Origin of the sequence: Acinetobacter sp. YH16038, from assembly GCF_013417275.1 — a bacterium.
In the GTDB taxonomy this organism is placed as follows: Bacteria; Pseudomonadota; Gammaproteobacteria; order Pseudomonadales; family Moraxellaceae; genus Acinetobacter.
Genome location: NZ_VPEG01000025.1, coordinates 17,626 through 31,592, shown reverse-complemented (window position 1 = coordinate 31,592; position 13,967 = coordinate 17,626). Strand labels below are relative to the sequence as shown.

The following is a 13,967-nucleotide window of genomic DNA, read 5'->3' as shown; positions in this document are numbered from 1 at the left end:
TGTCAAAGCAATAAATAAATATTTAATGAATAAGAAAGTAGTCCAAAAATGAGAGGGAAATTGAATAAAGTTTAATCATGGTGCATAATTTTTACATAAAATATACAATATTTTTTTAAAATAAATTATTTATAATACAAGTACTTGTGTTTATTTATTGTTTACCTAAAGGTATACAATAGTGCAATAAGATGAAACAGGGTTGAGTTATTTTTGTGCGAAATGAACTTCAGTAAGAATTTTGAGGATAAAAATTTAATTAATGATTCATGGAAAATATTATGTTATTCATAATGTTTTAAATAATTAATAAAAATAAACTTTTTTCAGTTAAAAACAGGAAGAAATCCCTATTTTTTGCAAGGATGGCATGAAATTCGCTTTGTTCAGTGTATTCCATCTGTCCAGCTTTGACCCATCCATTGAAGCAAATATGGGATGATGTATTTAAAACTTCCTATAGCAATAAAACTTCAAGATAAAGAATAGGTACAAATTTGAAATCAGCACTTTTTAGTATGACGATTTTGGCCTTGGCTATGAGCTCGGGGCAAACTGCCTGGGCAAAATCATCTGCACATCCGGATAAAATTTTAAACCTGGCTTTCGAAGCACCTGATGACGGTTTTGATATGGTCAAAACCTATAATTTTTATAGTGGTAGCGTAGCTGAGGCCATTTTCGAGCCTTTGTTACGTTATGACTATCTGGCGCGGCCGGCAATTTTGGCCCCCAATACAGCCGAGTCTTTACCCGTCGTTGAACAGGATGGCAAAGTTTATACCTTTAAAATCAAGCCAGGAATTTATTTCAGTCCGGATCCAGCCTTTCAGGGCAAGAAGCGTGAACTGGTTGCCCGGGATTATATTTATTCCATGCAAAGGGTGATGGATCCGAAAAATCATTCGCCTTCTTTTTCCTTTATCGAAGGCAAAATTCTTGGCGCGGATCAAGTTATCCAACAAGCCAAAAAAACGGGCAAATTTAACTATGATGCTCCGATTGCCGGTTTAAAAGCCCTAGATAAATATACCTTACAAATTACCCTGACCCGTTCAGACCTGAACTTTCCTTACATTCTGGCCTATGTCGCTTTTGCTGGTACTGCACGTGAAGTCATCGAACATTATGGCGATCGGGTAGGTCAGCATCCAGTCGGAACAGGGGCATACCAGTTACACAAATATGTGCCGCGTAGCCGCATTGAGTTAACTGCTAATCCAAATTATCGCGGTTTTGTCTGGAACTTTAAGGGGGATGGTTCAGAGTGGGATCAACGGATTGTTAAAGCCATGCAAGGCAAGCAGATGCCGCAAATCGGCAAGGTCAAGATCAGTATCATTGAAGAAGAACAATCACGTTGGCTGGCTTTAAAATCTGGACAATTAGACTATGACAAACTGACTGCAAGTGGCGCTGAACAGGCACTGGAAAATAAGCAGCTGAAAAGTGAATACAAGAAAAAAGGCATCCTGCATTATCCGAATAAAGAACCGGAAATCACCTATACCATCATGAATATGCGTGATCCGGTGATTGGTGGAGACTCACTGGAAAAAATTGCACTACGCCGTGCCATTGCCTTGTCCTATAACCAGAAAGAGGCCATCCAGCAGCTATATAAGGGGCATGCTGTTAAAGCTGAAATGATTCTTCCTGAAGGCGTGGGCGGATATAACCCGAATTATAGAAGCAGTATTGCCTATAACCCATTACTCGCCAATAAACTGCTCGATCGTTTTGGCTACAAGAAAGGCGCCGATGGTTATCGTACCTTGCCTGATGGCAAACCATTGGTTCTGAAAATGAACTCGACCAGCTCAAGTTCTTCCGTCATTTCTGCGGAACTATGGAAAAAGAACCTGGATGCAATCGGAGTAAAAGTTGAATTTAAAGTCAGTAACTTTGCCGACAATTTAAAAGAAGCCACCCAGTGCAAACATATGATGTGGGGTGGCGCCTGGATTGCAGATTATCCGGAAGGGGAAAACTTTGCCCAATTGCTGTATGGCCCAAATGCCCAGCAAGGTAACCTGAGCTGCTATACCTCTAAAGCCTATGACGCGCTGTATCAAACTGCGATGAAACTGCCGCCTCAGCAACGTACTCCCTATTATGAGCAGATGAACCGCCAGATGGAGGCAGATAATCCGTGGATTTTGCACAATACCCGGGTACGCAACTGGCTGATTCACCCACAGGTACAGGGCTTTAAGGCACATCCGGTGACCAGGGCAGTTTGGCAATATCTGGATATTGAACCTGTTAAAAAATAACTTGAGAAGATTAAGAACCAGTATGAATGTGAATACAAACACTTTAAAAAAGCTGGCCAGTGGGGTTTTAATGGCCAGTTTAATGATGGCAGGTGCTGCACCTACATGGGCTGCCAATCCCGCTAATCCAAATAAAGTCTTAAAAACGGTCTTTCCTGCGGCTGAAACCGGTTTCGATCCCGGTTATATCCATGACCGTTATTCGGCCAAGATTAACTCGGCAATTTTCGAAACCTTATATACCTATGATTATCTGGCCTCACCAGCGAAACTGGTGCCATTGACTGCGGTAGATATGCCTCAAGTCAGTGCAGACGGTTTGACTTATACCATTAAAGTTAAAAAGGGCATTTACTTTGCAGATGATCCGGTCTTTGGCGGTAAAAAACGTGAACTGACCGCCTATGACTATGCCTATTCTCTAAAGCGTCTCTTAGATCCAAAACTTAATTCACCAAATAGCTGGTTGCTGGATGGTCGGATCAAAGGGCTGGAAGCATGGACAGCCATGGCGAAAAAAAATGGCAAAGTCTATGAAAATCCATTTGAAGGTATTCAGACTCCAGATCGCTATACCTTGGTACTCAAGCTGAATAATCCGGATCAGAACTTTCCGATGTTGCTGGCCCACGGTCCAGCTGCCGCAGTTGCACGCGAAGTCATTGAAAAGTATAAAGACAAAGCTGGCTGGGTAATGAGTAAGCCGGTCGGTACAGGGCCTTATGTGCTTAGCCGCTGGACACCGGGATCACGCATTATCTTAAAGCCGAATCCGGCTTACCGTGGTTTTGTCTGGAATTATAAAGCCAATAGTGCAGCAGACCAGGCGATTGTCAGTGCGATGCAGGGCAAAAAAATGCCTCAAATCGGCACCATTGATGTGCGTGTCATTGAAGAAGCCCAATCACGGATGTTGTCATTCAAGAAAAATGAACTGGATCTGGTTGAAATCGACGGCGATCTGGTCGTGCAGGCATTGGATGGTGACAAGTTAAAACCTGAGCTGGTCAAGCAAGGCATCAAGCTGTCACGCATGTTGGAGCCATCGATTAACTACCATTACTGGAATATGCAAGATCCGGTCGTGGGTGGTTTCGCGCCAGAAAAAATAGCCTTACGTCGTGCGATGGCAATGGCTTTTTCTGTTGAAAATATGATTAGCGTATTACTAAAAGGAGATGGTGCAAAACTACACATGCCTATTCCGCCAGGAGTTGCAGGCTATTCACCCGCTTATAAAACCAGTACGCCATATTCGGTCAAGGCAGCCAATATGTTGCTGGATCGCTATAACTATAAGATCGGTGCAGATGGCTGGAGGAGAACTCCTGAAGGCAAACCTCTGGTGATTGAACTGATTACGGCCAATACCAGTCGTGGTCAGCAACAGGGCGAATTCTGGAAAAAGACCTTAGATAATATTCATATCAAACTGACCAGTAAGGCCATGCCATTTGCTGAAGGCATTAAGCTGGAAAAGCAATGTAAAACCATGTTTAAAAGCTCTGCATGGATTGCCGACTATCCTGATGCAGATAACTTCATGCAGCTGTTCTATGGCAAAAACGTCAATGTCACCAATAATGCCTGCTTCAAGCATGCGGAATATGACCGTTTATATGAACAAAGTCAAAGCATGCCACCGGGTCCTGAACGGGATCTGGTTTATCGCAAAATGACCCGTATTCTGGAGGTCAATATGCCCACCATGATGCTGTATAGCACTTACCGTAATGCATTAGCGCAACCTCATGTTATTGGGCACAAGTCCCATCCGATTCTGTCCACAGAATGGATGTATATCGATATTGATACTAAAAAGTAAGAAAAAGCTGGAGATGATGATGACATTAAAACACTTGAAATTTACCACACTCTGTCTGGCGATGATCGGGGGATCTCAAACCGTCATGGCAGAGACCCAAACCCAGCTTTTGCCTTTATTCAAGGCTGCAGAAATTCCGGCATTGTGCGATGCCAATCTGGATAAAATGCAAAAAGATATCCAGAAATTTGAAAGCCAGAAAATCAAAAATAAGGCTGAAGCCCGTCCTTATCTGGCAGCTTGGGATACATTGCAGGCATCGATTGGTGATTTTGTTTCACCTATCGGTTTATATAGTAATGTCGATCCTGATCCGGCCTTGCGTCAGGCAGCAGATGACTGTGAGCTGAAAATCAGTAAATACCTGACTTCCATGTATCAGAGTCCAAAACTGTATGCCCAATTCAAGAAACTGAAAGCCACAGATCCGGTCGATGAAAAATTCCTGAAAGATATTCTGAATCAGTTTGAAAAAACCGGGGTACAACTCAGCGTAGAGAAGCAGAAACGTCTGAAGGAAATTATTGAAGAAAGTACCAAACTGGGGCAGGACTATTCCAAGAATGTACGTGATAACCCTGAAAAAGTTGAATTCACTGCTGCAGAACTAAAAGGTTTACCTGCGAGCTATATCGCCGGTTTAAAGAAAAATGAAAAGGGCAATTATCTGCTCGGCTTCGACTATCCGGAATATCAGCCGTTTATGGAGCTGGCAGAGAGTGATGAAGCACGTAAACGTTATCAGACTGCCTATACCCGCCGAGGGACTGAGAAGAACCTCGAATACATGAAAAAGGCCATTGATCTGCGTTATGAACTGGCCCAGCTATTTGATAAAGACAGCTATGCGTATGTTGCCTTAAAAGATCGCATGGCCAAAACCCCAGAAGCAGTCAATAGTTTTCTGGATGAGGTCTATGCCAAAGTTGCGCCATTAGAAAAGCAGGATGTTGAAGAATTACGTCAGTTCAAGGCAGAAACCTTAAAAATTCCGCTGGAAAAAGCAGAGATTGAGCGCTGGAGTCAGGGTTACTGGAGTGAAAAACTGCGCCAAGCTAAATACAAAGTGGATCAGGAAAAACTGCGTGATTATTTCCCGACTGAAGCGGCGCAAAAATGGTTATTTGCCGTATCTTCCGATTTATATGGGATTGAATTCAAGCCGGTAAAAGTCAAAGCCTGGCACGATGAAGTTGAATACTATGCCGTACATGACAAAGCTACTGGTGAGTTTATGGGCGGACTTTATGTCGATAAATACCCGCGTGAAGGCAAATATGGCCATGCTGCAGTTTGGGGCGTTTATGGTGGCAGCCGTTTAAATCATCGCCGTCCGGTCTCTGTTTTGGTGACTAACTTTAATCGTAAGGGTCTGAACAGTAATGAGCTGGAAACCTTTGTGCATGAAATGGGGCATGCGCTGCACGGAATTTTATCAAAGACCCGTTATACCGAGCAGTCAGGTACATCGGTAGAGCGTGACTTTGTTGAAGCACCTTCGCAAATGTATGAAGAGTGGGCGCGCCGCTTCGAGACTTTATCTAAAGTAGCAGACTACTGTGAACCCGCTTGTCCTCGTGTCGATGAAGCCATGACCGAGCGCTTAAAGAATGTGAAAAATTATGGTCGCGGCCTGCATTATGCCCGTCAGACTTTATATGCTCAGTACGACATGGCCCTGCACGGTAAAGATGCGAAAAGTATTGATCCATTAAAACTCTGGCAAGATATGGAAAGTAAAACTGCGTTGGGCTCTGTTCCAGGTCAGCAATTCCCGGGTCAGTTCGGACATTTGATGGGTGGCTATCAGGCGGGTTATTACAGCTATATGTGGTCTGAAGTGCTGGCACTCGATATGTTGTCTGCTTATGGAGACCATCTGATGGATCCAAAAGTCGGCATGCACTATCGCGAGACTGTACTAGCACAAGGCGGACAAAAGCCGGGCGATCAGATGGTTAAGGATTTTCTGGGCCGTGATCCGGACAGCAAAGCTTTCTTTAATGAAATTTCAGGACATTAAGTCAAGGAAGGAAAGCGATGCTGGCATATATTATTCGAAGGATTTGGCAAATGATCCCCACCATGCTGGGGGTGATTCTGCTGATATTCCTGTTATTTAACTGGGTCGGGGGAGATCCGGCCTATATCCTGGCCGGTAAAATGGCCAATGCTGAGCAGATTGAAAATATCCGCCAGCAGCTCGGGGTCGATCAACCTTATTACGTACAACTGTGGATTTTCATCCAGCAGATTTTGACCTTTGATTATGGCGTGAGCTGGAGTACCGGTGAGTCGGTATCCCAGATTATTACCACGCGTTTGGGGCCATCACTGACCATTCTGATTCCACTGACTATCCTGCAAACGATTGTTTCAATCATTTTGGCACTTGGGGTAGCTTCAGTGCGCGGTTCACTGACTGACCGCATGATCATGATGCTGTGTACCATCGGTATGTCGATCAGTATTCTGGTCTATATCATCGTATTCCAGTACGTCTTGGCTTATGAACTGAGCTGGTTCCCGGTACAGGGCTGGAGCGATAACTTTACTGAAAACTTATTCAAATATGCACTATTGCCAGTATTAATCATGCTGGTGGTGAGTATTGCACCGACTTTACGTCTCTACCGCAGTTTTGTTCTGGATGAAGTCAATCAGGATTATGTCCGTACCGCACGTGCCAAAGGTCTGGGCGAAAGCCGCATTCTGGGCGTGCACGTACTGCGCAATGCTTCGATTCCAATCATTACTGATGTCATGGCGGGACTTCCGGCTTTACTGATCGGTGCTTTCCTGATTGAACGTTTCTTCGGTATTCCTGGCATTGGCCGTGAAGTGATTATCGCAGTTGAACGTTCTGACTTTCCGGTAATTAAAGCGATTACGGTCTATGTTGCGGCTGCGACCATGTTATTTAACCTGATTGCCGATCTGATCTATAAATGGGTCGATCCACGTGTACAGTTGAAGTAGGTGAATTATGCTGAGTGCGATATTTAAAAAAGAGCAACATGCTTCAGCAGTGCCTGAGTCTGCTTCAACCGGATTATGGCAGCTGGCGTTGCGTCGTCTGAAACGTGACCGCATTGCGATGTTCTCCCTATTTGTGGTGCTGTTTTATCTGCTGATGTTGCTGCTTTCCATGACAGGTGTGATTGCCAAGGACTGGAATAAAGAAGTAGCGGTGAGTTATGCACCCCCAAGTTTTATCTATACACCGTCTATGCCTGGAGCGGCAGGTGAAGATCAAAGTACTGAATCTGCCGTAGTACCAGTTAATCCAGTTGATCCTTTAAAAGATGTGATTGCAGAACTGGAAGCAGAAATTGCTGCTGAACAGGGCGCAGGTGTGATTGATTATTATGGTGTAGTCGATCCACTGGCTGAAGATATGAAAGCCATTGATCAGGAATTAGGTGGTCAGTTACTGGATCAGAGCAGTGAATTAAAGCAAAGTCTGTTCTTTGGTGCAGATAAATGGGGGCAGGATGTACTACTGAAAACCATTAAAGGTGCAGAAACTTCGATCTTGGTTGGCCTGATTGCTGCGCTGGTTGCGGTGGTGATTGGTACGGTACTGGGGGCGATTGCCGGTTATTTCGGTGGCTGGGTCGACGATGTGCTGAACTGGTTCTACAATATTTTTACTTCGATTCCTTATCTGTTGCTGGTGTTAGCGATTGCAGCAGTACTGCAACAAAAAGGGATTTTATCGATTATCCTAATTTTGGGTCTGACTGGCTGGACCGGGGTATTCCGCTTGGTTCGTGCCGAATATATGAAGCATACTGCGCGTGAATATGTACTGGCGGCTAAAGCCATTGGGGTAAGCAATATGCGCCGTATCTTCGTGCATATTTTCCCGAATGTCAGCCATATCGCTTTGGTTCAAATGTCTATTCTTGCAGTGGCCTTTATTAAGTCCGAAGTGATTCTGAGCTTCTTAGGCTTTGGCGTACCGATTGGTGTGGTGTCATGGGGTAGTATGCTGAATGAAGCGCAAAGCGAGCTGATTTTAGGCAAATGGTGGCAGTTGACTGCGGCATCGGTGGCGATGGCGGTACTGGTGACAGCTTTCTCAATGTTTACTGATGCATTACGTGATGCATTAGATCCAAAACTGAAATAGGAGCGCAGCGATGTCTGAAATGAATCCAAGCACAGCACCCGCGTTACTTCGCGTAGATAACTTACGTGTCAGTTTTAAAGGTGAAAATAAACAATATGTGGAAACGGTCAAAGGAATTTCATTTGAAATTCCGGCCAATACCACAGTGGCGTTAGTCGGTGAATCCGGAAGTGGTAAATCTGTGACTTCATTAGCAGTGATGGGACTTTTGGCGCCAGAAAATTCTAAGGTCGCTGAAGACAGTCAGATCCTGTTTGAAGGTCGGGACTTATTGAAACTTAAGTCGAGTGAAATGCGTCAGATCTGTGGCAAAGAAATTGCCATGATCTTCCAGGAACCGATGTCCTCATTAAATCCGGTGTTTACCGTAGGCATGCAGATTTCTGAAATTCTACGCCTGCATTTGGGCATGAATAAAAAGCAGGCCCGTCAAAGAACACTGGAACTTTTGCAGGAAGTCGGTATTCCTTCACCGGAAACCAAGATTGATGCTTATCCGAGTCAGTTATCTGGTGGACAGCAGCAACGGGTCATGATTGCCATGGCCATTGCCTGTGAACCGAAACTCTTGATTGCTGATGAACCAACGACGGCATTAGATGTGACTATCCAGAAACAGATTCTAGACCTGCTTGAATCCTTGCGTCAGCGCCGTCAAATGTCGATGTTATTCATCAGCCATGACTTAGCGGTAGTTGGTGAAATTGCGGATCAGGTCATTGTAATGCGTTATGGCGAGATTCGTGAGCAAGGTTCGGTGACAGAAGTCCTGAACAATCCTCAGGATATTTATACCCAAGCCTTGCTGCATTGCCGTCCACAGCTGTCGCACCGTCCTTTGCGTTTGCCGGTGATTAGCGACTTTATGAAGCAGGATAGTCTGGCGCATGACCTGCATGCGAACGCTCCACTACAACAGGAACGTTCTCGTGGTCTAAAAGGTAATGAAGAGATCATTCTGGATGTACGTGATCTGAAAAAATCCTTCTATAGCCGTAAAGGCCTATTTGGAAAAGATGAATTCCAGGCCGTGAAAGGGGTATCTTTTCAGCTGGCTAAAGGCAAAACCTTAGGATTGGTTGGGGAGTCAGGTTCTGGTAAAACCACGATTGGTTTGCTCTTGATGCGTCTACAACAGGCTACAGGCGGCAAGGCGTTGTTTCAGGGCAAAGATATCTTGTCGATGACTGAAAAAGAGTTTACGGCCTATCAGCGTAAAATCCAGATCATTTTCCAGAATCCGTATGCTTCGCTGAATCCGCGTTTTACCGTGGGACAAATCCTGATGGAGCCGATGCAGATTCATCATATTGGCAAGGATGATGCAGAACGTAAACAGATGGCACTTGATTTATTAGAAAGGGTCAGCTTACCGGCTCAGGCCTTCTATCGCTATCCACATGAGTTTTCAGGTGGCCAGCGTCAGCGGATTGCAATTGCACGCTGTCTGACCTTAAAGCCTGAGATTTTGATCTGTGATGAATCAGTGTCCGCACTGGATGTATCCGTACAGGCGCAGGTACTGAACTTATTGCAGGATTTACAGGATGAATTTGGTCTGAGTTACATCTTTATTTCGCATGATTTGTCAGTGGTGAAATATATTTCTGATCAGATCATGGTGCTAAATCATGGTGATCTGGTGGAAATTGCCAACTCAGATGATCTGTATCAGTCTCCGCAACACGACTATACCAAGCGTCTGTTAAGTGCGATTCCTCAGGGTATTCCGCAGTAACTTGCTAAAGTACGAAATAAAAAATGTCCACATTGCTGGGCATTTTTTTATGACAAGAATTCACTTTTAGGAAATAGAAGGGAGATACCCGCCTTTTATATCGGGTTCTATTGAGAAGACTAGGGATAGATAAAATTAGGTCATTATTATTGTTCTTGCAAAAAAAAGAGCCACCGAAGTGACTCTCTCTTATTCAAAGCTTAGAACTTTTTAAAGCCTTTATTCGCACCATATAAACCGCGTGGTGCATTACCTTCACGGTTTTCGCGGCGGCCAAACTGGTTGTCTTCACGGTTGTCACGACGTGCAAACTGGGTGCCATTCTGGTTTTCACGACGACCAAAGCCTTGATCATCGCGACGTTCACGGTTGTTGTATTGCGGCGGCTGCTCATCGGTATCACGGCGTTGCTGACGCAAGTAACCACCACGGCGCGCTGCCATTGGTTTTTCCTGCATACGCTCATTACGACGTTTCGCCATGCCGAATAAGCCGGTACCTTGACGCGGTTTCAGCTCAACTGATTTGGTCAGGTTATCGATATCCTGTTTATCCAGTTCAATCCAGCGACCTGTACGAAGTTCACGTGGCAGAATCACGGTACCGTAACGGGTACGTAATAAACGGCTGACTTTCAGGCCTTGTGATTCAAAGATACGACGAACCTCACGGTTACGACCTTCTTTCACGACAACTTGATACCAACGGTTGATCCCGTCACCACCCAGTTCAGAGAATGATTCAAACTTCGCAGGACCATCATCTAGCACCACGCCTTTCAGCATGTTGTTTTTCAGTTGTGGAGTCACTTCACCCATGACACGAACCGCATATTCACGTTCGATTTCATTTGATGGGTGCATTAAACGATTCGCTAGTTCACCGTCATTTGTGAACAGTAACAGACCGGTCGAGTTAATATCCAGACGGCCGACCATTACCCAGCGATCGCCTTGAATTGATGGCAGGTTGTCAAATACTGTTGGACGCTGTTCAGGATCATTACGTGAACAGATTTCGCCTTCTGGCTTATAGTAAATCAGGACACGACGACGGATTTCGTCTTCGATCTGGAACTGCACTTTACGACCATCGATGCGAAGCTCATCACCTGGTTCGATTCGTTCACCCACTTGGGCAATCTGCCCATTCACACTCACACGACCTGCGGCAATGACTTCTTCCATATAACGGCGAGAACCCAAACCAACACGTGCAAGCACCTTTTGCAACTTTTCACTCATGACAGCATAACCTTAGAAATAATTATTCAACAGTTCACCTATTTATGACTTCGGTGCATTCGCATCGAGCGCCATAAAAGCTTCCTTGGCATCCTGCAGGGGAGGCAATTGGCCTAAAGAATTTAAGCCAAACGCATTTAAAAATTGTGGCGTTGTCACTAACAACGCAGGTCTTCCAGGGAGTTCACGAAAGCCGGATTCTTTAATCCAGTTCCAGTCAAACAGCGTACGCAAAATCTGACTGTTATTCGTGACACCACGAATTTGTTCAATATCAGCTCGGGTCACTGGCTGATGATAAGCAATCACCGCAAGCATCTCCAGTAATGAAGGTGACAGGCGTGTCGGTCGCTCGGGCCAGGTCTGTGCAATAATATTACGATATTTTACACGCACTTGAAAACGGTAACCTTGCACAGTTTCAACCAGTTCAATAGAACGGCCATGCATCAGCATGGAAAGCTGCTGTAAATACTGGCGCAGCTCCTGCTTGCTATAGCGATCCTGAAATGCTTCTTTCAGTCGAGCTAAGGAAACTGGGGAGTCACTGGCAAAAATAATGGCTTCCAGCTGCATCAGAATTTCATGCAGATTATCTTCCGCAGACAAGGAGATATTGTGTTCTGTGTTCATACGTGTGCTCCTTGAATTGCGAGCGGTGCCTCAATGCCTGAGGCAATAATTTGAATTTTTTGCTGGCGGGTAAGTTCTAGCACGGCCATAAAGGTCACGACTACACCCATGCGTCCCTGACTTGGCTTGAGTAAGTTATCAAAAGACAAGACTTCACCGGATTCCAGACAGCTTTCAATATAGGCAATCCGTTCTTCCAGTAAAACAGGCTCCTGTTGCACCTGATGAATGACCGGTTCAGGACGGTTAAAGACGCAAAGCAAGGCATCACGCAGCAGATCAGCACTATGGCCTTCATTGGGTTGGATAAACTCGCCTAAGTGAACATTGGTCTCAAAGGTATCACGTTCCAGAATCGTCATCTGACCCAGACGTTCTGCAGCCTGCTTGATCCGTAAATAATTTTCCAGGCGCTCAATCAGGTCTTGTTTTGGATCCTGTTCAACCGCAGCCACGCTTTTCGGTTTAGGTAACAATAAACGAGATTTGAGATCGGCCAGTAAAGCAGCCATCACCATATAATCCGCGGTTAGTTCAATATTCAGGGATTTCATCGCATCCATATAGGACAGATATTGGGAGGCAATGGGCGCGATATCAACCTGTAACAGGTCAAAACCATTTTTCTGGATCAGGTAGATTAAAAAGTCGAGGGGGCCTTCAAAATGTTCTAACAGAATTTCAAACGCTGCTGGAGGAATATACAGATCCTCTGGAATCGTATTTTGCCATTCATCCAGAACCCGGATGTTTGGAGCAGATTCCATAGCGTTATGGGGCATTTGAGTCATTACAATTATAAGCCACGCGAATTTTCAAAGGCATGAAATGGCTTATTCCCCGAGCTCTTGTCAGGAGAAAAAGCACATAATTTAGTAGTTGGCATTGTACTGGAAAATTGTCGTTAAATAAAATAGATATGCATTCAAAAGCAAAAAAACCATATTTATTTTAGGAGAAATTTTATTTTTTTAATTGGGTAAAATGCACAAGTCTGATATTAAACAGCATATTAGCTAAAATTAAATACAATATGGTCTGGGTGGCTTAAGAAACTGTAACTTCATATAGAAAATTTTTAAAAGATTCTCAACACCTATTAAATAGTGACTGAGTTAAAGCTCATCAGGAAATATGTGATAAAAATAAGAAAAAACAGTTATCTATCGCCTAAAAAATAAACTAATATAGCCAAAAAAATATTGATAAATAACAATCATAGATCAGGTTAATTATAAAAATGCCAATCATACTTGTGTTAATCGGCGTCATCGGCTTAGGGGTATTCTGGGGCTATCCTCAATATCAGCTCATGCAGCTTGAAAATGAAATGCGTACCAATCTGAAGTCTGGCGGCTTTTCCAGCTTTGTCGAGCAGGCCAAACCAGTGATGCAGGCCATGAAACTGGATTTTAGCGTACTGGACCAGTATCCTCATATTCGTTTCTATATGCGTAATACGCTTTATACGGGCAAAGATTTACCCGACGGTGTTACTGCAATGGTCAAAACCATGAGCTGTAATTCTATTGATTCTTTTAGGACTATGGAATCCACAGCCCGGACTGCGTTATTGAATGTGCTTGAAGAGGATCAAATCACTTTTCATGTTTCAGTCAAAAACAGGTTTGGTGCTGAACTTGCAACTCATCAGCAAAAACTGTCGGAATGTCCAAACTTCTTGCAGTTAAAACATTATAAAGAAGGTGATCCGTTACCCCCAATGCCAAGTTTGAATAATCAGGTTCCTTCGGTTGCACCAGCGGTCAGTACATCTACTCAGGAGCGTGCAGCGAGCTATTAAATCTTGGCATGCGTGATAAGGTTATTTTAATTCTGCTCTCGCAATACATATTCGATGATACGTTGGCAGGTAGCTGCCAGACAAACATTGCTTGTTGAATAAACTTGTAGAAGTTTTCTTGCCATCGCGATCTCAAGAAAGTATGAGTATTCAATATTGTTGATATTCAGATTTAATTCTGGCTTGGAATTTTTATCGATAGATATTGCCTTGGATTCCAGTGTCCAAGGCAATTCAGCATAGATCAGATGATCGGCAGGAAATTCATTCAGGTTCAGGAGGATATAAAACAAATCCATTTTATTTTCTTCT

Annotated in this window: 11 protein-coding genes; 7 read left to right on the top strand and 4 right to left on the bottom strand. The window is 44.0% G+C overall.

All coding sequences use genetic code 11. The annotated features are described in order from the left end of the window. The first annotated feature begins 518 nt into the window (after positions 1–518). Genes FTV34_RS11910 through FTV34_RS11885 form a run of 6 tightly spaced genes read left to right on the top strand, consistent with a single transcriptional unit; the run spans position 519 to position 9,974 of the window. Positions 519–2,276: an ABC transporter substrate-binding protein gene (locus FTV34_RS11910; RefSeq protein WP_180070309.1), complete on the top strand. Its 1,758-nt coding sequence runs from the start codon at positions 519–521 to the stop codon at positions 2,274–2,276. Positions 2,277–2,298: 22 nt separating this feature from the next. Beyond that, on the top strand, positions 2,299–4,101 hold the full coding sequence (locus FTV34_RS11905) for an ABC transporter substrate-binding protein (protein WP_180070291.1): 1,803 nt from the start codon (positions 2,299–2,301) through the stop codon (positions 4,099–4,101). Between the two features lie 19 nt (positions 4,102–4,120). After that, a complete protein-coding gene (locus FTV34_RS11900; protein ID WP_180070289.1) occupies positions 4,121–6,124 on the top strand; it encodes a M3 family metallopeptidase in 2,004 nt (667 codons plus the stop codon). Between the two features lie 17 nt (positions 6,125–6,141). Then, positions 6,142–7,080, top strand: coding sequence for an ABC transporter permease (locus tag FTV34_RS11895; RefSeq protein WP_004783323.1), 939 nt, complete (start codon positions 6,142–6,144; stop codon positions 7,078–7,080). A gap of 7 nt (positions 7,081–7,087) precedes the next feature. Next, positions 7,088–8,236: an ABC transporter permease gene (locus FTV34_RS11890; protein ID WP_034170660.1), complete on the top strand. Its 1,149-nt coding sequence runs from the start codon at positions 7,088–7,090 to the stop codon at positions 8,234–8,236. Positions 8,237–8,246: 10 nt separating this feature from the next. Beyond that, positions 8,247–9,974 carry an ABC transporter ATP-binding protein gene (locus FTV34_RS11885; protein WP_034701592.1) on the top strand — a complete coding sequence of 576 codons (1,728 nt, stop codon included), beginning with the start codon at positions 8,247–8,249 and terminating at the stop codon, positions 9,972–9,974. A gap of 200 nt (positions 9,975–10,174) precedes the next feature. On the opposite strand, the gene rluB is transcribed toward FTV34_RS11885, so the two are convergent. From rluB to FTV34_RS11870, 3 genes are read right to left on the bottom strand one after another with little or no spacing between them, the layout of a single operon-like run. Next, positions 10,175–11,218, bottom strand: a complete 1,044-nt coding sequence (rluB, locus tag FTV34_RS11880) for a 23S rRNA pseudouridine(2605) synthase RluB (protein WP_180070287.1) — start codon at positions 11,216–11,218, stop codon at positions 10,175–10,177. Positions 11,219–11,260: 42 nt separating this feature from the next. Continuing rightward, positions 11,261–11,851, bottom strand: a complete 591-nt coding sequence (gene scpB / locus FTV34_RS11875) for an SMC-Scp complex subunit ScpB (RefSeq protein ID WP_005234269.1) — start codon at positions 11,849–11,851, stop codon at positions 11,261–11,263. Further along, a complete protein-coding gene (locus tag FTV34_RS11870; protein ID WP_180047965.1) occupies positions 11,848–12,642 on the bottom strand; it encodes a ScpA family protein in 795 nt (264 codons plus the stop codon). Before FTV34_RS11870 ends, scpB begins: the two co-directional genes overlap by 4 nt. A gap of 449 nt (positions 12,643–13,091) precedes the next feature. Between FTV34_RS11870 and FTV34_RS11865 the strand changes: the two genes are divergently transcribed. Further along, entirely contained in the window at positions 13,092–13,655 is a 564-nt protein-coding gene (locus FTV34_RS11865) for a hypothetical protein (protein ID WP_125278774.1), read from the top strand. A gap of 26 nt (positions 13,656–13,681) precedes the next feature. On the opposite strand, the gene FTV34_RS11860 is transcribed toward FTV34_RS11865, so the two are convergent. Next, positions 13,682–13,954: a hypothetical protein gene (locus FTV34_RS11860; RefSeq protein ID WP_125278773.1), complete on the bottom strand. Its 273-nt coding sequence runs from the start codon at positions 13,952–13,954 to the stop codon at positions 13,682–13,684. Positions 13,955–13,967: the final 13 nt, after the last annotated feature.